The sequence below is a fragment of the Nocardioides sp. NPDC054178 genome, from assembly GCF_055585005.1.
The window spans coordinates 947,206-966,062 of the sequence record NZ_JBVJKY010000001.1 but is presented as its reverse complement, the minus strand read 5'-3'; the positions used below and the strand labels follow the sequence as shown (position 1 = coordinate 966,062).

At 71.0% G+C, this 18,857-nt stretch carries 19 protein-coding genes; 7 read left to right on the top strand and 12 right to left on the bottom strand.

Annotated elements, in window-relative coordinates; all coding sequences use genetic code 11:
• Positions 1 to 27 precede the first annotated feature (27 nt).
• Positions 28 to 1,887: a CocE/NonD family hydrolase gene (locus tag ACZ6WN_RS04675; RefSeq protein WP_465863011.1), complete on the top strand. Its 1,860-nt coding sequence runs from the start codon at positions 28 to 30 to the stop codon at positions 1,885 to 1,887.
• 31 nt (positions 1,888 to 1,918) lie between these two features.
• Here the strand turns inward: ACZ6WN_RS04675 and ACZ6WN_RS04670 are convergent, their stop codons facing one another.
• The 4 genes from ACZ6WN_RS04670 to ACZ6WN_RS04655 form a co-directional block, all read right to left on the bottom strand.
• Positions 1,919 to 3,139, bottom strand: a complete 1,221-nt coding sequence (locus tag ACZ6WN_RS04670; protein WP_465863010.1) for an MFS transporter — start codon at positions 3,137 to 3,139, stop codon at positions 1,919 to 1,921.
• 68 nt (positions 3,140 to 3,207) lie between these two features.
• Positions 3,208 to 3,681, bottom strand: a complete 474-nt coding sequence (locus tag ACZ6WN_RS04665; protein ID WP_465863009.1) for a MarR family winged helix-turn-helix transcriptional regulator — start codon at positions 3,679 to 3,681, stop codon at positions 3,208 to 3,210.
• A 106-nt stretch (positions 3,682 to 3,787) separates the two neighbouring features.
• Positions 3,788 to 4,252, bottom strand: coding sequence for a glutathione peroxidase (locus ACZ6WN_RS04660; RefSeq protein ID WP_465863008.1), 465 nt, complete (start codon positions 4,250 to 4,252; stop codon positions 3,788 to 3,790).
• A gap of 51 nt (positions 4,253 to 4,303) precedes the next feature.
• Positions 4,304 to 4,606: a hypothetical protein gene (locus ACZ6WN_RS04655; protein ID WP_465863007.1), complete on the bottom strand. Its 303-nt coding sequence runs from the start codon at positions 4,604 to 4,606 to the stop codon at positions 4,304 to 4,306.
• 186 nt (positions 4,607 to 4,792) lie between these two features.
• On the opposite strand from ACZ6WN_RS04655, the gene ACZ6WN_RS04650 reads away from it, so the two are divergent.
• Complete coding sequence (locus ACZ6WN_RS04650; protein ID WP_465863006.1) at positions 4,793 to 5,617, top strand: metal-dependent hydrolase; 825 nt, start codon at positions 4,793 to 4,795, stop codon at positions 5,615 to 5,617.
• A gap of 29 nt (positions 5,618 to 5,646) precedes the next feature.
• Here ACZ6WN_RS04650 and ACZ6WN_RS04645 read toward each other — a convergent pair whose 3' ends face one another.
• The 3 genes from ACZ6WN_RS04645 to ACZ6WN_RS04635 all read right to left on the bottom strand — a co-directional run bounded on the left by ACZ6WN_RS04645 (position 5,647) and on the right by ACZ6WN_RS04635 (position 10,991).
• Positions 5,647 to 7,728 carry a protein kinase domain-containing protein gene (locus tag ACZ6WN_RS04645; protein ID WP_465863004.1) on the bottom strand — a complete coding sequence of 694 codons (2,082 nt, stop codon included), beginning with the start codon at positions 7,726 to 7,728 and terminating at the stop codon, positions 5,647 to 5,649.
• Between the two features lie 82 nt (positions 7,729 to 7,810).
• Complete coding sequence (locus ACZ6WN_RS04640; protein WP_465863002.1) at positions 7,811 to 9,418, bottom strand: serine/threonine-protein kinase; 1,608 nt, start codon at positions 9,416 to 9,418, stop codon at positions 7,811 to 7,813.
• A gap of 100 nt (positions 9,419 to 9,518) precedes the next feature.
• Positions 9,519 to 10,991 carry an AAA-type ATPase lid domain-containing protein gene (locus ACZ6WN_RS04635; RefSeq protein WP_465863001.1) on the bottom strand — a complete coding sequence of 491 codons (1,473 nt, stop codon included), beginning with the start codon at positions 10,989 to 10,991 and terminating at the stop codon, positions 9,519 to 9,521.
• A gap of 153 nt (positions 10,992 to 11,144) precedes the next feature.
• Here ACZ6WN_RS04635 and ACZ6WN_RS04630 point away from each other — a divergent pair, with 153 nt between their 5' ends.
• Genes ACZ6WN_RS04630 through ACZ6WN_RS04610 form a run of 5 tightly spaced genes read left to right on the top strand, consistent with a single transcriptional unit; the run spans position 11,145 to position 14,803 of the window.
• Positions 11,145 to 12,188: an amidohydrolase family protein gene (locus tag ACZ6WN_RS04630; RefSeq protein WP_465863000.1), complete on the top strand. Its 1,044-nt coding sequence runs from the start codon at positions 11,145 to 11,147 to the stop codon at positions 12,186 to 12,188.
• 1 nt (position 12,189) lies between these two features.
• Positions 12,190 to 12,948, top strand: a complete 759-nt coding sequence (locus tag ACZ6WN_RS04625) for an iron-sulfur cluster assembly protein (protein WP_465862999.1) — start codon at positions 12,190 to 12,192, stop codon at positions 12,946 to 12,948.
• A complete protein-coding gene (locus ACZ6WN_RS04620) occupies positions 12,945 to 13,979 on the top strand; it encodes an NAD(P)-dependent alcohol dehydrogenase (protein ID WP_465862998.1) in 1,035 nt (344 codons plus the stop codon). The genes ACZ6WN_RS04625 and ACZ6WN_RS04620 overlap by 4 nt, the downstream gene beginning before the upstream one ends.
• Positions 13,980 to 13,991: 12 nt before the next feature.
• Entirely contained in the window at positions 13,992 to 14,480 is a 489-nt protein-coding gene (locus ACZ6WN_RS04615; RefSeq protein ID WP_465862996.1) for a DUF1097 domain-containing protein, read from the top strand.
• The gene (locus tag ACZ6WN_RS04610) at positions 14,477 to 14,803 is read left to right on the top strand and encodes a putative quinol monooxygenase (protein ID WP_465862995.1); all 327 of its coding nucleotides are present in this window, start codon (positions 14,477 to 14,479) and stop codon (positions 14,801 to 14,803) included. The genes ACZ6WN_RS04615 and ACZ6WN_RS04610 overlap by 4 nt, the downstream gene beginning before the upstream one ends.
• 55 nt (positions 14,804 to 14,858) lie before the next feature.
• Here the strand turns inward: ACZ6WN_RS04610 and ACZ6WN_RS04605 are convergent, their stop codons facing one another.
• The 5 genes from ACZ6WN_RS04605 to ACZ6WN_RS04585 all read right to left on the bottom strand — a co-directional run bounded on the left by ACZ6WN_RS04605 (position 14,859) and on the right by ACZ6WN_RS04585 (position 18,849).
• Positions 14,859 to 15,107 (bottom strand): hypothetical protein, encoded by a 249-nt coding sequence (locus ACZ6WN_RS04605; RefSeq protein ID WP_465862994.1) that lies wholly within the window; start codon positions 15,105 to 15,107, stop codon positions 14,859 to 14,861.
• Positions 15,108 to 15,113: 6 nt separating this feature from the next.
• A complete protein-coding gene (locus ACZ6WN_RS04600) occupies positions 15,114 to 15,920 on the bottom strand; it encodes a hypothetical protein (protein ID WP_465862992.1) in 807 nt (268 codons plus the stop codon).
• 75 nt (positions 15,921 to 15,995) lie between these two features.
• Positions 15,996 to 16,673 (bottom strand): response regulator, encoded by a 678-nt coding sequence (locus tag ACZ6WN_RS04595; RefSeq protein ID WP_465862991.1) that lies wholly within the window; start codon positions 16,671 to 16,673, stop codon positions 15,996 to 15,998.
• On the bottom strand, positions 16,670 to 17,860 hold the full coding sequence (locus tag ACZ6WN_RS04590) for a sensor histidine kinase (protein WP_465862990.1): 1,191 nt from the start codon (positions 17,858 to 17,860) through the stop codon (positions 16,670 to 16,672). Before ACZ6WN_RS04590 ends, ACZ6WN_RS04595 begins: the two co-directional genes overlap by 4 nt.
• Positions 17,861 to 17,901: 41 nt before the next feature.
• On the bottom strand, positions 17,902 to 18,849 hold the full coding sequence (locus tag ACZ6WN_RS04585; protein ID WP_465862988.1) for a fumarylacetoacetate hydrolase family protein: 948 nt from the start codon (positions 18,847 to 18,849) through the stop codon (positions 17,902 to 17,904).
• Positions 18,850 to 18,857 lie beyond the last annotated feature (8 nt).

The following is an 18,857-nucleotide window of genomic DNA, read 5'->3' as shown; positions in this document are numbered from 1 at the left end:
TGATTCCCACCACACCTTGGAGTGAGCATGAACCTCGGACTCGTCTCGATCCTCTTCCCGTTCGTGGCGCTCGTGATGAGCTTCCTCCCGGTCGTCGGCCCGGCTGCGCCACCAGCCGCGGCCGCGTCGCAGGCACCCGGCTCCGCGGTCGACACCCTGGGATCGTCCGCTCGGGAGCCGGCGGCACCGTCGAGTGCCTGGCAGCCGCGGCCGGCGACGTACGGCGTGGTCGTCGAGAAGGACGTCCAGCTCACGATGTCCGACGGAGTGGTGCTCCGCGCCGACATCCATCGGCCGGCGAAGGCAGACGGGACCGCGGCGGCGGGCCGGTTCCCGGTGATCCTGACCCAGAACCCCTACAACAAGAACGTCTCCGGCGGAGGTGGCGGCGACTACTTCGTGCAGCGTGGCTACGTCTTCGTCCAGACCGACGTACGCGGCACCGGCTCCTCCGCGGGCCAGTGGGACGCGTTCGGGGACCGCGAGCAGAAGGACGGCCTCGAGGTCGCCAACTGGGCCACCTCGAAGAAGCGCCCGTGGAGCAACGGCGAGCTCGGCCTGTGGGGCCCGTCCTACATGGCGATCAACCAGTTCTTCACCGCCGCTCAGCACCCGCGCGGACTGAAGGCGATGTTCCCGATCGTGCCGGCCGGTGACGTCTACCGCGACGTCGTCGCCTCCGGCGGCCAGATCGACGCCGGATTCATCCCGCTGTGGTTCGGGCTGGTCACGGGTGCCGGGCTGGTGCCGCCGGCGGTCAACCAGACCCGTCCCGACGCCACCCTGACCACGCTGCTGCAGCACGTCGGCGGCGCGCTCGGGTTCCAGGTGCCGATGCTCGTCAGCGCGGCCCTGGGCAGCGACGCCGGCTACGACGGCCCCTTCTACCGGAAGCGGTCGCCGCTGAGCGTGGTCGACGAGATCGACGTGCCGACGTTCGTGACGGCCGGCCAGTACGACATCTTCCAGCGCGGCGCGCCGATGCTCTTCGACCGGATGCAGAAGAACGGCGTGGACACCAAGCTGCTCATCGGCCCGTGGACCCACGCCGAGGCCGCGACCGGAGCCGGGCTGGACGGCAGCGGGATCAACAGCCTGGGCGAGCTGGCGCTGCGCTGGTTCGACACGCACCTCAAGGGTCTGCCCGACGCCACCCTCGACCGCGACGTCGCGCCGGTGACCTACCACGAGATCGGGTCCGGGAAGTGGCGCACGATGCAGTCGTGGCTCGGCTCCGAGGTCGGCGCGAAGACGTACGCCCTCGGGTCGGCGCTGAAGCCCGTCGGCGGCGACACCATCGTGCCGCTGCCGGTGCAGGGGCTGTGCTCGCGCAGCACCTCGCAGTGGACCGCCGGCGCCCTCGCGATCCCCGGCTGCGAGACCGACAACCGGATCAACGACGCGCTCGGGGTCTCCTACGAGACCGCCCCGGCGACCTCAGACCTGGCCTTCTCCGGCCCGCTCAACGCCGACCTGTCCGTCTCCACGACCGGCACCGACGGCCTGATCGCGGTCTCGGTCGAGGACGTCGCGCCCGACGGATCCGTCGACCGCATCACCGGCGGCTGGCAGACGCTGCGCCACCGTGCCGTCACGGCGTCGAGGTCGCGGACGCTGAACGGTCAGGTCGTCCAGCCGTGGCATCCCTTCACCCGTGCGGCCGAGCAGGCGGTCACCCCCGGCACGATCTACCGCGTGCCCGTCGAGGTCTTCCCGACCGGCGCGGTGATCGAGAAGGGCCACCGCCTCCGGGTCACCGTCCACTCCTACGACGTCCCGCACCTGTTGCCCAACGTGAAGCAGCTGGTCCGCGGGGTCGCCGGCGTGGTGACCGTGCACCACACGACGACGAACCCCTCGACGCTGGTCCTCCCGGTCCGGAGGTAGCGCCGAGGGGCCGCCCCCTGGCGTCGAGCCGTCAGAGCCTGGCGGCCTCGTCCGGCACGCGCTCGGAGACCTTCGGGTCCCGGGCGCGTGCCGCGTCCACGAGCAGGTACGCCGCGACGGCGGCCCCCGCGGCCAACGCGATCGCGGCCGAGGCGTAGGCGGCGCCGTAGCCCTCGGTCGTGACCAGGCCGGCCGCGATCAGGGTGCCGAGGAACCCACCCATCTGCTGGGTGGTCGTGGTCAGGCCGGAGCCGATCCCGGCGTGCTCGGGCGCCAGCGCGCCCATCGCCAGCGCCGTCACCTGCGGCATCGCCAGGCCGAAGCCGAGGCCCATCACGACCGCGCCGGGGAGGACGTCGAGCGGGAAGCTGCCGGCCTCGGGCAGGCGCACGAGGTAGACCATCCCGGCGACGAAGGCGAGCACACCGGCGAACAGGATGCGCTCGGAGCCGAAACGCTCGGCCAGCGCGGCGCTGAAGCCGAGGCTCGCGACCGCGATCACCACGCTGACCGGCAGGAACCCCAGGCCGGTCACGAGCGCTCCGAAGCCGAGGACGTCCTGCAGGTAGAGGGTCGTGACGAACTGGAAGGTGAACCCGCCGAAGGTCAGGGTCAGCAGGATCAGGTTCGCGAGCGCGAACCGGCGCTGGGCGAACAGGCGGCGCGGGAGCAGGCCACCCCGGGCGCCGGTCGGCGGCGTACCCTCCACCGCGCGGAGCGCGACGATCAGGGCGACGATCCCGAACGGCACGTTGATCAGGAACGCCCAGCGCCAAGAGGCGACGTCGGTCAGTACGCCACCCAGGACGGTCCCCACCGACGCACCGATCGAGCCGACGAAGGCGAGCACCGCGAAGGCGCGGAGACGCTCGCCGGTCTCGGTGTAGAGACCCGCGATCATGCCGAGCACCACGGCCGAGGCGATGCCCCCGCCGACCCCTTGGACGAACCGCGCGACGACCAGGGAGATCGGGTCCCAGGCGAGACCGCACCATGCCGAGGCGAGCGTGAAGAGGCTCAGCCCGGTGAGGAAGACGCGGCGGGTGCCGAACGCGTCACCGGCCCGGCCCGCCGGGAGCAGGACGAGCGCGAAGGCGAGGAGGAAGCCGTTGACGACCCAGGACAGCGAGGTGTCGCCGAAGCCCAGGTCGTCGCGGATTGCCGGAAGGGCGACGGTCACGACCGTGCCGTCGAGGATCACCATCAGCTGAGTGGCTGCGAGGGTCGCGAGCGCGACTGTCTTGGTCGTCATAGATACGACCATAGAAGATTGTTTGTTATGAAACAATCTATTTCAGGATATTCGGTTGTGAACCTATCTCAGCGAGCCGAGGCAGGGGCGCGACGCCGCAGCGTCATCGTGTGCGACGGCGTCGCCCACGGCCCCTCGACGAGGTGCTGCAGCGCCTCGATGAACGCCTCACCCTCGCTCGGCGCCAGGCTCTCGAGCGCCTCGGCGACGGTCGCGTTGTAGGCCTTCGAGGCCTCCTCGAGCGCCTTCGCGCCGGCCGGGGTGAGCGCGACGATGCGAGCACGACGGTCGGTGCTCGAGACGCGCCGCTCGGCGAGGCCACGGCGTTCGAGGTTGTCGAGGGTCGTGACCATCGTGGTCTTGTCCAGCATCGCCATCTCGGCCACGGCGTTCTGGGTGTACTCCCCCTCGGCGGCCTTCATCAGCACGCAGTACTCCCGCACCGAGAGCTCCAGGTCGGCCAGCGCCTCGCCGACCTGGGCCGCGAAGGCGTGCGCGGACTGGTTGAGCAGGAACAGCAGGTCGATACGCGGTCCGGTCATGAACCAGATCTTAACGAACCATCCGATACCGAACTATCTTCTGGTCAACTATCTAACGCGAACGGCGCTCGATCCGCATCGGGATCGAGCGCCGTCCGGCAACGCCTCAGAGATACTGGGCGAGGTCCGCCTGGATCTCCTCGGGCGTCACCTGCGGCTCGTAGCGCTTGACGACCTCGCCCTCGCGACCGATGAGGAACTTGGTGAAGTTCCACTGGATGTCGCCCGGCGCCTCGGCACGAAGGAACTCGTAGAGCGGAGCAGAGTTCTCCCCGTTGACGTCGATCTTGGAGAGGACCGGGAACGTCACGTCGTAGGTCGTCTTGCAGAACTCCTGGATCTCGTCGTCGGTGCCGGGCTCCTGACCCATGAACTGGTTGCACGGGAACCCGATGACCTCGACGCCGGAGTCGCTGGTGGCGCGATAGAGCGCCTCGAGGCCCTCGTACTGCGGCGTCAATCCGCACTTGCTCGCCACGTTGACGATCAGCAGCAGCTTGCCCTGGTAGTCACTGAGCGAGACGGTGCTGCCATCAGCGGCGGTCACTTCGAAGTCGTACGTGGTGGTCACAGGTCTCTCCTCGATCGAGTTGGTGCAGGGACAACCTTGGTCGGCTCGAGGTTATGCCCCGCGCTGATGCGGTACCGACGAGGCCTCCTCGGCCAGGCGCCGGTCCCGCACGACCGTCATGATCGCGGCCGACATCCACTCCAGCGCCTCGGGCATCTCGAAGGCGATCTCCTCGAGCAGCGTCGGCATGTCGTGGCGACCCACCGAGAGGAGCATCTCGCTGAGCGAACCGTCGGGCGTGGTGACCATGAACCGGAACTCGATCGCCTCGGGGGTCACCGTCGCGGCGCACCGGCTGGTCTCGAACGTCCACGGCCCACGGCGAGCACTGCCGTGGGTGCCGGGAGTCGTCATGACCGGGCATCCTATTCAGGTTGCGGCCTCGACCGCACCCCTTTCACGCCTCGGATCAGCCCTCGAACAGTGATTCGAATCTCGTCACCAGACACACCACCCCGACGCACGCGCAACAGCCCGAGGACAGGTACGTTCATCCGCGGTCATTCAGCGGGGGAACACGGGAGAGGGACACAACTTCACATGATGGGCGGGCATCACGCGGCCTCTGGGGCTGCCGCGTGGATCGCAGTGACATCGTCGGCACCGATCGCGTTCGGGTGGTATCCGGGCGTCTCGGACATAGGCGTGATGACCGGCACCCTGGTGTGCGCCGGCGCCGCGCTGCTTCCGGACGCGGACCACCACAACGGCACGATCGCGCACTCGCTGCCGCCGGTCTCCGAGGGCCTGACCAGGATCGTCGGGAAGGTCTCCGGCGGCCACCGCAACGGCACCCACTCGATCCTCGGCGTACTCGCCTTCACCGCCCTCGCCTGGGGTGCAGGGAAGCTCTCGCTCGAGACCGAGCACTTCGGCAGCGTCCTGATCGGCCCGGGCATCATGTGCGTCCTTCTGGTCGCCTTCGCGATGGACGCGCTGAAGCTCACCCGCAAGGGCGTCCACTGGCCGTGGATCCCTGCGGTGACGCTGGCCGCGGTGATCGCCGTCTTCGCGCCCGAGGAGTGGTGGTGGATGCCGTTCTCCGTAGCCCTCGGCTGCGTCGTGCACCTGCTCGGCGACTTCGTGACCACGATGGGGATCCCGCTGTTCTGGCCGATCGCGCCGAAGCCGCCGAGGTGGGTGCGGCGCAACAAGTGGCTCCCGTTCGACAACATGTGGACCCGGGGCGGCAACTTCGCCCTCCCGATCCTCGGCGACGCCGGCTCCATCCGGGAGTGGGTGGTGATGACCCCGATCAGCCTCTACGCGATCCTCGGCTTCAGCTGGGCGCTGCTGAGCCAGATGGGCTTCGACGTCGACAGCCGTTGGGAAGCCCTGGTCTCGAGCCTCAGCGCCCTGGTCTGACCGACGACCCGCTGCGACCCCGCAGCGGCTCAGCTCACGACGGAGCGCCGGCGCCCGCGCAGCGGGCGGACGAGGAACATCCCGGCCAGGAGCGCGAGACCGGCGAGGAGCGCGCAGACGGCGAGCACGCCGCTCAGGACGACCTTCGTCTGGATGCCGCGGTGCTCCTCGCCGACGTCGTCGGAGACGATCAGCGTCATCGACACGATGGTGTCCTTGAGGAGCTGGATGAAGCGGGTCATGTCCTCGGCCCAGACCTGCGCGGCCGGTCGCCCCGGAGCGTGCGACTCCAGGTCCCGGACCGCGCCCGCGAGGGAGCCGTCGTTGATGACCTGGACGACCGCGTTCTGCGACACCAGGCCACGGGACCCGTCGGCGAAGGTGCCGTCCGAGATCTTGTCCAGCGCCTTCTGGGTGGCCTTCGGGGCGTCACCGTAGAACGAGCGTGAGGTGAGCTGCCAGGACGTACGCGCCTCGCTCATCGCCTCCATCGACTCCTCGTCGATCTTCCCGGTCATGAGCGCGGGCACCATCACCGTGCGCTCGATCCCCAGCGACTCGGACGCCGTCCTGACGTACTTGAGGTTGGTGACCTGCTTGTAGATGTTCTCGTTGCGGATGTTGGGCATCTCGGTCGCGAAGTCGAGCAGCTCGTAGGCGGTGTCGGTGTAGGCCGCGACCGCCGCCTCCGTGCTCGCCTTGTCGCCGTCCTCGAGGTCGGCGCGGTAGGCGTCGATGCTCTTGAGGACCGTGTAGGTGCGCTCGACCCGTTCCCGCAGCGTCGGGTTGTCGGCGAGATCGACCTTGGTGATGTCGTCGTGCCACGCCGCGATCGAGTCGTCGGTCACCTGGCGATAGGCCTGCCGGACCGCGGCGGGCACCTGGTCCGAGCCCAGCGCGTCACGCTCGAAGATGAGGTCCATCCCGAGCTCGTAGCTCTCCGGGAGCGCTCCGGCGATCGTCATCGCGCGGCTGGAGACGGTGCGCTCCTCGAGCGCGTCGGCGAAGGTCAGCCCGCCCAGGACCAGGGCGATCACCACCGGCACCAGGAGCCCGCCGAGCACCCGGGTGCGGAGGAACCTCGGCTTCGGGGCCGCATGCGACCGAGGCGTACGCTGCACCGACTCCACCGCGCCGGCCACCGCCGTCAGCGACGAGACCGATGAGACCGACGAGACCGACGGGGCCGAGGAGGAGGCCGAGGCAGCCGAGGAGGACGCCGGGGACGAGAGCGCCAGGGGCTTGGGCGCGGCGGACAGCTCGCGGCTGCCGGCCGGGATCGCGGGCACGAGCTCGGGGCGGCGCGCGAAGGCGACGACCTCACCGGCGGTGGGTCGCCGGGAGGGGTCCTTGTCCATCATCGACGCCACGAACTCGTCGACGTGGGACGGCACGGTGACGACGTCGTTGACGTGCGGGACCGGCGCGGTCACGTGCTGGTAGATCATCGAGACCGGCTCGGAGCCGGCGTACGGAGCGCGTCCGGTGAGCAGCTCGAAGTACACACAGCCGAGCGCATAGATGTCGCTGGGCGGGCCGACGACGTTGTCGGCAGCCTGCTCGGGCGAGATGTAGGGCAGGCTCCCCATCACGTGGCGGGTCGAGGTGAGCCGCTCGGCCTGGTGGTTGGCCAGCTGGGCGATGCCGAAGTCGAGCACCCGGATCCGGCCGTCGCCGTCGTAGACGAGGTTCGACGGCTTGATGTCGCGGTGGATGATGCCGGAGGAGTGGACCGCGGTGAGCGTACGCGCGACCTGGACCATCGCCTCGCTCGCCTCCTCGACGGTGAACCGTCCCTGCTTCTCGAGGCGGTCGGCCAGCGTCGGGCCGGGAAGCAGCTCCATGACGAGGTAGACGAAGCTGCCGTACTCGGTCTGCTCGACGCCCACGTCGTGCACCTGCACCGTGCCCGGGTGGCTGGCCGCGGTCGTCGAGAGCGCCTCCCGCCGGAAGCGCTCGGTCACCTTGGGGTCGGCGGAGGTCTCCACGACCTTCACCGCGACCCAGCGTTCGAGCCTGATGTCGGCCGCCTGCCAGACCTCGCCCATCCCGCCGCGGCCAAGCAGTCGGTGCAGGCGGTACCGGCCTGCGATCGGGGGGCGCGTTCGCATGCGCATATGTTGTCGGACTCACACCCCGCGCGTCTCGTGTACGCACCGATGAAGTCCGCCGATCTTTGCTATTGTCGCCGGTTTACGCATCAACTGATCGTCCTCGCGTGCGGAGCAGGGCGACCCCGAGGGCGGCGAGCACCGCCAGCACGATGCCGGCGAAGACTCCCCAGGCGATCGTCTGGTCCTGGGCGTCGCGGTGCTCGCGCTCGATGTCGTCCGCGAGCCGGCCGGCGGCGTCGACGACCACCTCCTTGAGATCCTGGACGTAGCCGGCCGCATCGGCGAGCCAGAGCTGGTCCACCGACCTGCCGTCGGCGCTGTCCTCCAGCTGCCTGACCACGTCCTCGACGTCACGAGCGTTCAGCACCCGGATGACCGCGCGCTGCGACGAGACCGCGTAGGAGCCGAACTCGAACGAGCGGCCCGAGATCCTGTCGAGCCGCTGCCGCGTCACCGGGTCGGCGCGCGCGTAGAACGACTCCGAGTGGGTCGCCCAGGAGTCCTGGGCCGCGTTGAGATCGGCGATGCCCTGGTCGCTGATCCGCTCGTTCCGCAAGGCGTTGGCCATGATCCGCCGCTCGAGCCCGAGCACCTCCGAGACGGAACCGATCAGCTCCAGGTTCCGCGCCTGCTTGGCCAGCTCCTGGTCCTGGAACGAGGGCAGCTCGGCGGCGAGGTCGAAGAGGCCGTTGACGGCGTTCGTGTACATCTCGACGGCCGCCAGCTTGCCGGTCCTGTTCCCGGCACGAGCGGCCGCGCGGATGTCCGAGAGCCGCTCGAGGGCGGCCGCCGACCTCTCCGTACGCCGCCGCAGCCCCGGATCACCGGCGGTGTCCAGCTCCTCGACCTCGGCATTCCAGGCCCCGATGGACCTGTCGGTGATCTGGAGGAAGTCCTCGGTCAGCGCCGCATCGGTCCGGAGCGCGTCGCGCTCGATCGAGAGGTCGAAGGCGAGCTGGAAGCTGGTCGGCAAGATGTCGGCCAGCGGCGCGGCGCTCCCGACGTCCGACATCGTGTCGGCGGCCCGGAGCGTGCCCCAGCCACCGAGGACCAGCCCCGGCAGGATCAGCACCATCAGCACACCCAGCAGCGTGGGCGAGAAGCGCGGGCCGGTGGTGCCGGTCGGGCGCACGACCCGCTTCGGCGGCGCCGCGACACCGCTCTCGAGCACCGTCGCCACCTCGTCCGCCCGCGGACGCCTGCCCGGGTCCTGGTCGAGCATGGCGGTCGTGATCCCGTCGAGCTGACCGGGCACCGTCACCAGGGTGCCGATCCGTTCGGGCTCGACCCCGGCGTACGGCGGGCGCCCGGCGAGCAGCTCGAAGAGGACGGCGCCGAGGGAGTAGATGTCGCTCGCCGGGCCGGTCCTCCCGCGGTCGATCTGCTCGGGGGACATGTACGGCAGGCCCTCCCCACCGCGAGGCGCGGGTGCACGGACCAGTGCGATCCGGCCGTCCGGGGCGTAGCCGATGGTGGCCGGTCTGATGTCTCCGTGCACCTGTCCGGCGGCATGGCCCGGGGCGAGGATGCGCGCGACCTGCGCGACGATGCTCGAGGCCTCATCAGGGGAGAACGGGTCCTGCTGGACAAGCCGGCCGGCGATGTTCTGGCCGTTCAGAGCGGGTCCGCCCTGTCCGGCCAGGTGGTTCACATGCGGGCGACCGGCGCGTGGGGGACGGATACGCATGGGCCCATGGTCCCTGTCGAGCACCCCTGACGCCCCGGGCTGAGCCGAGAGTTTTCCTGGACGTGGCCAAGAGTTCGACTCCGCAGCGGGACCGGCTCCGCTAGCCCGGCCGAAGCCGGATCCCGTACTGCTGCACCTTCCGGTAGACGGTCGCGCGCGACATCCCGAGCTCCGCGGCCGCCTCCTGCATGGTGATGCCCGGGCGGGTCAGGACGCGGACGATCTCGCCCCGTTCGAAGGCATCGATGCGGGACAGCGGCCGCCTGGTGTCGGAGAGCACGTCGGCGGGAAGGTGGCGCAGGTCGATCTGGTCGCCCGCGCTCACGGCCCGCTGGACGACATGGACGAGCTCGGTGACGTTGCCCGGCCAGCCGTGGTCGTGCAGCGCCCGCTCCGCGGCCGGGGTCAGCGCGATCTCCCGGCCCCGCACCCGCAGCCCCACCCGATGCGCCAGCGGAAGCACGTCCTCGGGCCGCTCCCGCAGCGGCGGCACCTCGACCACGGTGTCGACGAGGTCGGCCAGGGCCGCCGGGATGCCGTCGAAGGTGTCGGCCGTCATCGCGAACGGGACGGCGGCGACCGCCGCAGGCGCCGCCTCGACGAGGAGGGTGTGCAGCCGTTCGGCCACCCAGGCCGGGAGCATGTTCACGTCGCGGACGACCACCGCGGTGTCCTCCTTGGCGAGCTCCGGCGTCCACAGCGACAGCCAGGCCTCGGCGTCTGCGGGCTGCGGAGCGGAGGCGGCCAGGATCCGGTCGCGGGGTCGCAGGTCGCGGAAGGCCTGGGCGACCAGGGTCGTACGCCCCACCCCCGGCTCCCCGACCACGGCGACCCGCCGGCCGACCCGGAGCGCGTCACGCACGCTCGCCAGCGCCTCGCACCAGGCGGAGGAGAGGTCGCGAAGACTGCCGGAGCCCGGCTCCAGCCGGGGCGCCTCGACCCGGAACACCTCGCCACGGGGAGCCGGCCGCGGGAAGCGGCCGTGGGCACGGGCGAGCATGAGCGATGCGGTGTTGCTGGCCGCCGACTGCGCCAGGGCGAGCAGCAGGTCGTGGGACGACTCCGACCACGTGGTCAGGTTGACGCTGCCCTCCAGGCGTCCGCTGATCGGGTCGATCACCGGCGCGGCGGCACAGGTGTAGCTGCACAGCGAGAGCGAGTAGTGCTCCTCGGCCCGGACCACGGTCGGTGTCCGGTCCGCCAGCGCGAGCCCGAGCCCGTTGGTGCCGGCCGCGCGCTCGGCGTAGCTGAACCCCGGCGCCAGATGGACGGCGTCGAGGTCCCGGAGCAGCTGCTGGTCGCCGCTGAGCCGGTTGAGCACCAGACCACCCGGGTCGGTGAGCATCAGGCTGACCGGCTCGCCGACGAGCGTCCGGTGGAGGTCGTCGAGCACCTCCTGGCCGCACTGGAAGAAGAGCGACTCCTGGTCGTAGGCACCGGAGAAGACCGGGTCGACCTCCTCGACGGAGACGCCGTACTCCTGGCTGCGCTGCCAGGACGCGCGGACCCGTGGCGCCAGCGCCGAGGCGTCGACGGCCGCGGTGCGCTGCGCGATCGGATGACGGCCTGTCATGTGATCGACGTTACATCCGCTTCCCGGAGTGGACAGCCCGGCAGCGTCTCAGATTGAGACGGTCGAGGTCTCACATTGAGACGCCGCACCCCTGATCTGCGCGCCGCAGCCGCCCTAGCGTCCTGTGACGAAAGCCACAGAACGGAGGACCCGATGTACACCAAGGACAACGAGTCGTACTTCATCGTCGACGCCCACGTCGCGCTCTGGGACGCCCGTCCGGAGAACCAGCGCAACATCCACGGCAAGCAGTTCATCGACTGCTTCTACGACTACCACCGCAACCTCTCCCCCGAGTCGGAGCACTGGTCCTACGAGGACTACCTCTACCAGGGCGGCGAGCGGCTGATGCACGACCTGTTCGAGGTCGGCTACGTCGACCACGCCGTCTTCCAGCCGGCCCATCTGGGCGAGTTCTACCGGAACGGGTTCGGGCAGACCGAGGAGGCCTCGCAGCTGGCCGCGACGCACCCCGACAAGCTGACGTACAACCATCACTTCGACCCGCGCAACGGCGAGGCCGGGCTCGAACAGCTCCACGCCGACGCCGAGCGGTTCGGACTCAAGGGCGTCAAGCTCTACACCGCCGAGTGGCACGGGGAGTCGCGCGGCTGGAAGCTGACCGACCCGTGGGCGTACCGCTACTTCGAGGCCTGCCGCGAGCTCGGGATCACCAACATCCACATCCACAAGGGCCCGACGATCCGGCCGCTGGACCGCGACGCTTTTGACGTCGCCGACATCGACCACGTCGCCAGCGACTTCACCGACCTGAACTTCGTCGTCGAGCACGTCGGCCTGCCGCGGCTGGAGGACTTCTGCTGGATCGCCACCCAGGAGCCCAATGTGCACGGCGGGCTGGCGGTCGCGATGCCGTTCATCCACACCCGGCCGCGCTACTTCGCCCAGATCCTCGGCGAGCTCGTCTACTGGATCGGCGAGGACCGGATCCAGTTCTCCTCCGACTACGCGATCTGGACGCCGAAGTGGCTGATCGAGCGGTTCGTGGACTTCCAGATCCCGGAGGACATGACCGAGTACGCCCCGCTCACCGTCGCGCAGAAGAAGAAGATCCTGGGCCTCAACGCCGCGAAGATGTACGACCTCGAGGTGCCCGCCGAGCTGCGGCTGCCCGAGGCGGACGAGACCGCGACGGGTCCCCGTGAGCCCGAGCGGGCCGACCTCGCGGCGGTGTGACATGTCGCTGCTGACCCAGGAGAGCACCCGCGCCACCCAGGCGTACACCGCCCTCGACGCCGTCGTCGACCCCGAGCTCGACGAGCCCATCACCGACCTGGGTTTCGTCCGGTCGCTGACCGTCTCCCCGGCAGCACCTGTCCGGGTCGAGGTCCACCTGCGGCTGCCGACGTCGTTCTGCTCGCCCAACTTCGCCTACCTGATGGCGAGCGACGCCAAGGACGCGCTGACCGCGCTGCCGTGGACCGACCAGGTGGTCGTCGAGCTCGACGACCACCACGACTCCGACCTGATCAATGCCGGGCTGGCGGCAGATGCCGGCTATCTCGGCACGTTCCGCCACGAGGCCGAGTCGTCCCTGGACGAGCTGCGGACCACGTTCCACCGCAAGGCCCACACGGCGGCGCTGGAGCGCTGCCTGACCCGGCTGCTGCGGGAGCAGCCGGACCTGGCCGAGGACACCGTGGGCGAGGTGCGGCTCGGGGACCTGCCCGACGACGAGTTCACCGCCTCGCTCCGGCGGCGCCGGGCGGTCCTCGGGCTGCCCGACCTGCCGGAGGCGTACGTCCTGGTCGACCACGACGGCGAGCGCCCCGGCGACATCCCGCTGGCCCTGCGGAGGGCGCGTTCGACCCGGATCTCGATCGACGGGAACGCGCACTTCTGCCGCGGCCTGCTGGCGACGCGCTACGGCGACGAGGTCACCGCGCCGGCCTTCGTACCCCTGACCGACCTGCACCGAGAAGGAGCATCATCATGAGCACCATGCGAGCCGTCCAGGTGGTCGGCTACCACCAGCCGCTGGCGATGGCCGAGGTCCCCGTCCCCGAGCCGACCGGCCCGTTCGACGTGGTCGTCAGGATCGGCGGCGCCGGGGTGTGCCGCACCGACCTGCACATCCTGGAGGGGCAGTGGGCGGAGAAGTCCGGCGTCGCGCTGCCCTACACGATCGGCCACGAGAACGCCGGCTGGGTGCACGCCGTGGGTGCTGCCGTCACCCACGTCGCCGAGGGCGACAAGGTGATCCTGCACCCGCTGATCACCTGCGGGCTGTGCCGGGCCTGCCGCTCGGGCGACGACGTGCACTGCGAGCTCAACCAGTTCCCCGGCATCGACACCGACGGCGGCTACGCGGAGTACCTGAAGACCTCCGCCCGCTCGGTGGTGAAGATCGACGACTCCCTGGAGCCGGCCGACGTGGCCGCCCTGGCCGACGCCGGTCTGACCGCCTACCACGCGGTCGCCAAGGCCGCCCGGCGCCTGACGCCACGCGACCGGTGCGTGGTCATCGGCGCCGGCGGGCTCGGGCACATCGGCATCCAGGTCCTCAAGGCGCTCAGCCCCGCCGAGCTGATCGTCGTCGACCGCAACCCGGACGCCGTGAAGCTGGCCCTGTCGATCGGAGCCGATCACGGGGTCGTCGCCGACGGGACCCAGGTCGACCAGGTGCTGGAGCTCACCGGCGGCCACGGCGCTGAGGTCCTCGTCGACTTCGTCGGCGAGGGCGGCGCGACCGCCGAGGGGGTCCGGATGCTCCGCCGGGCGGGCGACTACCACGTCGTCGGCTACGGCGAGAACATCGATGTGCCGACCATCGACATCATCTCGACCGAGATCAACTTCATCGGCAACCTGGTCGGGTCCTACAACGACCTGTGCGACCTGATGGCGCTCGCCGCCCGCGGGGCCGTCACGCTGCACACCCAGAAGTACGCCCTCGACGACTTCCAGACCGCCGTCTCCGACCTCGACGCCGGCCGGGTCCGCGGCCGCGCGATCCTGGTCCCCTGAGGAGGCGACGACATGAAGAAGCTCCTCGGCATCGGCATCTCGGTCGGAGTGCTCGCGGGCATCTGGACCCAGGTGAGCATCGAGCTCGCGCTCATCACCTGGGTCGGGTTCGTCGCCTGGGCCTGCTACTTCGCCGCCGGAGGTGGTCGTGAGGGATTCCTGAAGGGTCTCGCGGCCAACCTCGCCGGCGCGCTGTGGGGGTACGGCGCGAGCCTGGTCCTGACCTACGTCACCTTCACCGGTGCGGTGGCCCTGGTGGTCACGGTCGTCGCGTTCGTCCTGTGCCTGCAGGCCACGGTGGATCTGCTGTCCTTCATCCCCGGCGCCTTCGCCGGGACCGCGGTCATGTTCGGCACCTCCTTCGACCTCGCCGGCACGCTCATCGCGCTGGTGGTCGGGGCGGGCCTAGGCTGGCTCTCCGACATCGCCGGACAGCGGATCCAGGCTGCGGTCGAGCGGTCCGGCCAACCGATCCCATCCACACCGAGGAGAGCCCGATGATCTTCATCGCCGCCCGCTTCCGCATCAAGCCGGAGTACGCCGAGGACTGGCCCGCCATCTCCGGCCCGTTCACCGAGGCCACCCGGGCCGAGCCCGGCAACCTCTGGTTCGACTGGTCCCGCAGCCTCGAGGACCCGAACGAGTACGTCCTGCTCGAGGCCTTCGCCGACGACGACGCCGGCGCCGCCCACGTCACCTCGACCCACTTCAAGCAGGCCCAGGCCGACCTCCCGCGCCATCTCGCCGAGACGCCGCGGATCGTCAACACCAACGTGCCCGGTCAGGAGTGGTCCGAGCTCGGCGAGCTCTCGGTCACCGACTGACGGCCGACAGGGCCCGCTCGACCTGGGGTCTCCCGGGTCGAGCGGGCCTCGCGCGTCAGCGGACGCCGACGCGACGCCCCAGGTAGGCGAGGCAGGCGACGGCGAGCGCGACGCCCCACAGCGGCCACAACAGCTCCGGGGCCCAGGCCGCCCAGTCCGAGGTGGCGCCGGGGACGGCCCACAGGTCACCGGCGAGCACCATCCGCCAGAAGGACAGCCCCGCGGAGGTGACCGCGGCGGCGACCAGGATGCCGGGCACCAGCGCCATCGCCACCGGAACCGGGCGGCCGCCGAACCGCGGCACCCAGGCTCAGAAGACCTCGCCCCAGCGGGCGATCAGACCCCAGGTCAGCAGGGCCCCGACGACCGCGAAGAGCGCCAGACCGAGGCCGGCCCACCTCGCCGAGCCGAGCTCGTCGAGCATCTCCTGCCTGATCCCGAGCGGCACGCCCACCGCCCAGCCGATCCGGGTGACGGCGTAGAGGAGAGGGACGACGACCGCCACCGCGACGGCTGGGCGGCCCCAGCGCGTCCAGCGGCTCCAGTCGATCCGGCCGTCCGGCTCGGCCCGCTCGAGCAGGCCGACCCCGGCGACCACCGTCGCCAGCCCACCGACCGCGAGCGCGAGCGCCGTGCCCGAGTCGATGGTGACGTCCCAGCTCAGATGCCCCGCCGCCGGACCGATGCCGACCAGCGCGAGCAGCGTCATCGGCAGGTAGCCGAGGAAGGCCAGCGCGCGTACGTCGGAGACGACCAGCGCGACCACGAGCCCGACCCCGACCAGGAGCCAGCCGGCACGCCGCTGCGCGACGCGCTCCCGCACTCCGGCTCCCAGAACGCCGCCGACGAGCACCAGGAGCGCGGCGACGGCGACCACCCAGGACATCTGGGTGCCGCTGAGACCGCCGAGCGTCGAGGCCGTCTCGGGAACCCACGGGTCGGGGATCCGGCCCAGGAGCGCGAGCCCGGACAAGGTGGCGAAGGTGAGGGCCCAGGCGCCGGCCAGCCAGGGCGCGGCGCGGCGTATGGATGATCGTGGCTGCGTACGCTCCATCGGGCGGGAGGGAAGCGGAGCTCTTCTGTCCGGGCTCGGCCCGGCGGGTGCTGGTGTGGTCATGTCTCCACACTGGTCCGCTCGCGGCGGCGGTTCGTCGCCCTCAGGTCGCGGGCCTCTCCACCTCTGGGATGAGGCTCAGCTCCGGGGACCCACCAGCCCGGTCTCGTACGCCAGCACGACCGCCTGCACCCGATCGCGCAGGCCGAGCTTGGCGAGCACATGGCCGACGTGGGTCTTCACCGTCGCCTCGGAGAGGTGGACGCGGCGGGCGATCTCGGCGTTGCTGTCGCCGGTGGCGAGCTCGAGCAGCATGTCGAGCTCGCGCGGCGTCAGGGTGTCGCGGATGGCGGCGGCGCGGCCGCTGTCGGCAGCCGGCGTGGTCGCGACGTGCTCGAGCAGACGACGCGTCGTCGACGGCGCCACCACGGCGTGACCTGCGTGAACGGTGCGGATCGCCTCGACGATCTCCTCCGCGCGGGCGTCCTTGAGGAGGAAGCCGCTGGCGCCGGCCCGGATCGCCGGAAAGGCGTAGTCGTCGAGGTCGAACGTCGTCAGCGCGATCACTCGCGTCGCCGCCTGCTCCCCGGTGATCGCTGCCGTGGCCTGGATCCCGTCGAGCCTGGGCATTCGCAGGTCCATCAGGACGACGTCGACCCGCTTCGACCGCACCAGGGCGAGCGCCTCGTGACCGTCGGCCGCCTCCCCGGCGAGCTCGAGGTCCGGCTGGCTCTCCACCATCATCCGGAGCGCCGAGCGCATCAGCTCCTGGTCGTCGACGATCGCGACGCGGATCGGGTGCTCCGGCTCGCTCACAGCGGCATCATGGCGCGGACGCGCCAGCCCTCGTCGCTCGGCCCGGCCTCGAGGGTGCCGCCGACCGCGGACACCCGTTCCCGCATCCCGCGCAGACCGCGGCCGGGCGGTCGCTGGATCCCCACGCCGTCGTCGCTGACCTCGACCCGGAGCCGGCGACCGGTGCGGGTCACCGAGACGGTCGCGACGGCGCCGGGGCCCGCGTGGCGGGTGACGTTGGTGAGCGCCTCCTGCACGACCCGGTAGGCGGTCAGCCCGAGGGCCGGCGGGACCGGACCGGGCTCGTCCATCTCGAGGTGGATCCTCAGGCCGGATTCGCGCATCCGCTCGACGAGCGCGTCGACGTCGGCCAGCCCCGGTTGCGGCTCGGTCGAGGCGATGTATCGAGCTTGTCGAGATGACTCCCCGCCCAGCACGCCGAGCAGCCCGCGCATCTCCATGAGGGCCTCCCGGCCCGTGGTCGCGATGGTGTCGAGGATCCCCGGGGCACGCTCCGGCTGCTGCCCGACGACCATCCGGCCGGCCTCGGCATGGCTGACCACGACCGCGAGCGAGTGCGCGACCACGTCGTGCATCTCGCGCGCGATGCGCTGGCGCTCCTCGGCGGCGGCCCGGTCGGCGAGCTGGTCGATCCAGGCGGCCCGGGTGGCCCGGAACCGGCCGAGGGCCCATGCCGCCACCGTGGCCGCGACCGTGGCGGTGGCCACCATCAGCCACCACGTCCACCCCTGCAGCCCGGTGCCCTCGAACCCCGACAGCCGTACGACGGTGATCAGGCATCCCACCAGCCCGATGCCGAGCGCGACTCCTGGCCACGGTCGCCGGTCCTGCGCACTGACCGCGTAGAGCAGCACGAAGAAGCACAGGCTGCTCGGCAGGAGCACCGGCCCGTAGGCGCTTCCCGCCGCCGTGGCCGTCGGCCCGCTCAGGTCGGGGGCGGCGACCAGCACCAGCTCGGCCAGCGCCCCGACGGCGAACGACGGCAGCGGCCGGCGCCGGGCGGTGGCCACGGCGCCATGAAGTGCCACCAGGGCGGCCAGGAGCGCGATCTCCCAGGCCGTGCCGACCTCACCGTCGACGACCGAGGTCCAGCCGACCGGCAGCAGCACCAGCGCCAGCGCTCCGGCCAACGCGACCTGTCCGGCGTCCCCGAGCCAGCGGGGTCCGGGAGCGGCTGCCACGGTCATGCGCTCACCCTAGGACGAGGCTGTCCTGACAGCCACGGAAATCACCCGGTGGCGTACCGGACCCGGTTCCGCTGCCGCCCCAGGTCCACCCTGCCGTCGTCGGTGGAGACCGCCGCCTCGACGAGGTCGCCGTCCTGGAGATAGCGCCGGTTGCCCGCCTGCCTGCGGAAGAAGAGGCGCCACTTGGTGGCCGTCGGGAGCAGCGACCCGAGGATCTCGATCGCCTTCGGCGGCGCGGAGAGGGCGGTCCCGACGGGCGTCCCGGTGAGGACGAGGTCGCCGGGAGCGAGATCTTGGAAGCGGGCCAACGACCGCAGCGCCTCGAGCGGCTGGTAGATCATGTCCCCGCCGACGCGGCCGTCCTGGCGCAGCTCCCCGTTGACCCAGAGGCGGAGCCGGAGGTCGTCGAAGCAGGCGAGCTCGTCCTCGTCCAGGAGCACGAGTGCGGGGCCGACCGGGGTGAAGCCCGGATAGGACTTCGCCTCGTAGAACTGGGTCTGCGGGAGCTGGACATCCCGGGCGGAGACGTCGTTGGTGACGACCAGACCGGCGAGGAACGAGCGATGGTTCTCCGGCGTGATCTCGGTGCCGACGCCGACCGGGCGGCCGATGACGAGGCCGATCTCCACCTCGTAGTCGAGCAGGGACACATGAGCCGGACGGACGATGTCGGCCGCCGGGCCGCTGACCGAGGCCGAGGACTTCCGGAAGAACGTCAGGGGCACGGTGGTCGGGTCGATACCGGCGTCCTTCGCATGGGACCGGAAGTTGGTCATCTGCGCGACGACCCGGCAGGGCGTGGTGACCGGGGACAGCAGGTCGAGCTCCTCGACCGGCACCGTGTCGGTGGCCGAGGCAGCGGCGACGGTGATCGCGCTGCGCGACGCCAGCAGCTCGGCCGTGGTCGTGGCGTCGGTGTCGATCCGGGCGGCTCCCCGCGGGGTGCTCACCCACCAGGCGTCGGAGGTGCGGAGGACGGAGAGAGGCATGAGCGAGC

What these genes read in the sequence shown, in the direction of transcription:
- ACZ6WN_RS04640 (WP_465863002.1), bottom strand. Translation starts at nt 9,418, where the DNA reads ATGCGTATCCGTCCCCCACGCGCCGGTCGCCCGCATGTGAACCACCTG.
- ACZ6WN_RS04610 (WP_465862995.1), top strand. Translation starts at nt 14,477, where the DNA reads ATGATCTTCATCGCCGCCCGCTTCCGCATCAAGCCGGAGTACGCCGAG.
- ACZ6WN_RS04600 (WP_465862992.1), bottom strand. Translation starts at nt 15,920, where the DNA reads ATGACCACACCAGCACCCGCCGGGCCGAGCCCGGACAGAAGAGCTCCG.
- ACZ6WN_RS04665 (WP_465863009.1), bottom strand. Translation starts at nt 3,681, where the DNA reads ATGACCGGACCGCGTATCGACCTGCTGTTCCTGCTCAACCAGTCCGCG.
- ACZ6WN_RS04590 (WP_465862990.1), bottom strand. Translation starts at nt 17,860, where the DNA reads ATGACCGTGGCAGCCGCTCCCGGACCCCGCTGGCTCGGGGACGCCGGA.
- ACZ6WN_RS04650 (WP_465863006.1), top strand. Translation starts at nt 4,793, where the DNA reads ATGATGGGCGGGCATCACGCGGCCTCTGGGGCTGCCGCGTGGATCGCA.
- ACZ6WN_RS04630 (WP_465863000.1), top strand. Translation starts at nt 11,145, where the DNA reads ATGTACACCAAGGACAACGAGTCGTACTTCATCGTCGACGCCCACGTC.
- ACZ6WN_RS04635 (WP_465863001.1), bottom strand. Translation starts at nt 10,991, where the DNA reads ATGACAGGCCGTCATCCGATCGCGCAGCGCACCGCGGCCGTCGACGCC.
- ACZ6WN_RS04625 (WP_465862999.1), top strand. Translation starts at nt 12,190, where the DNA reads ATGTCGCTGCTGACCCAGGAGAGCACCCGCGCCACCCAGGCGTACACC.
- ACZ6WN_RS04655 (WP_465863007.1), bottom strand. Translation starts at nt 4,606, where the DNA reads ATGACGACTCCCGGCACCCACGGCAGTGCTCGCCGTGGGCCGTGGACG.
- ACZ6WN_RS04670 (WP_465863010.1), bottom strand. Translation starts at nt 3,139, where the DNA reads ATGACGACCAAGACAGTCGCGCTCGCGACCCTCGCAGCCACTCAGCTG.
- ACZ6WN_RS04615 (WP_465862996.1), top strand. Translation starts at nt 13,992, where the DNA reads ATGAAGAAGCTCCTCGGCATCGGCATCTCGGTCGGAGTGCTCGCGGGC.
- ACZ6WN_RS04620 (WP_465862998.1), top strand. Translation starts at nt 12,945, where the DNA reads ATGAGCACCATGCGAGCCGTCCAGGTGGTCGGCTACCACCAGCCGCTG.
- ACZ6WN_RS04675 (WP_465863011.1), top strand. Translation starts at nt 28, where the DNA reads ATGAACCTCGGACTCGTCTCGATCCTCTTCCCGTTCGTGGCGCTCGTG.
- ACZ6WN_RS04645 (WP_465863004.1), bottom strand. Translation starts at nt 7,728, where the DNA reads ATGCGAACGCGCCCCCCGATCGCAGGCCGGTACCGCCTGCACCGACTG.
- ACZ6WN_RS04585 (WP_465862988.1), bottom strand. Translation starts at nt 18,849, where the DNA reads ATGCCTCTCTCCGTCCTCCGCACCTCCGACGCCTGGTGGGTGAGCACC.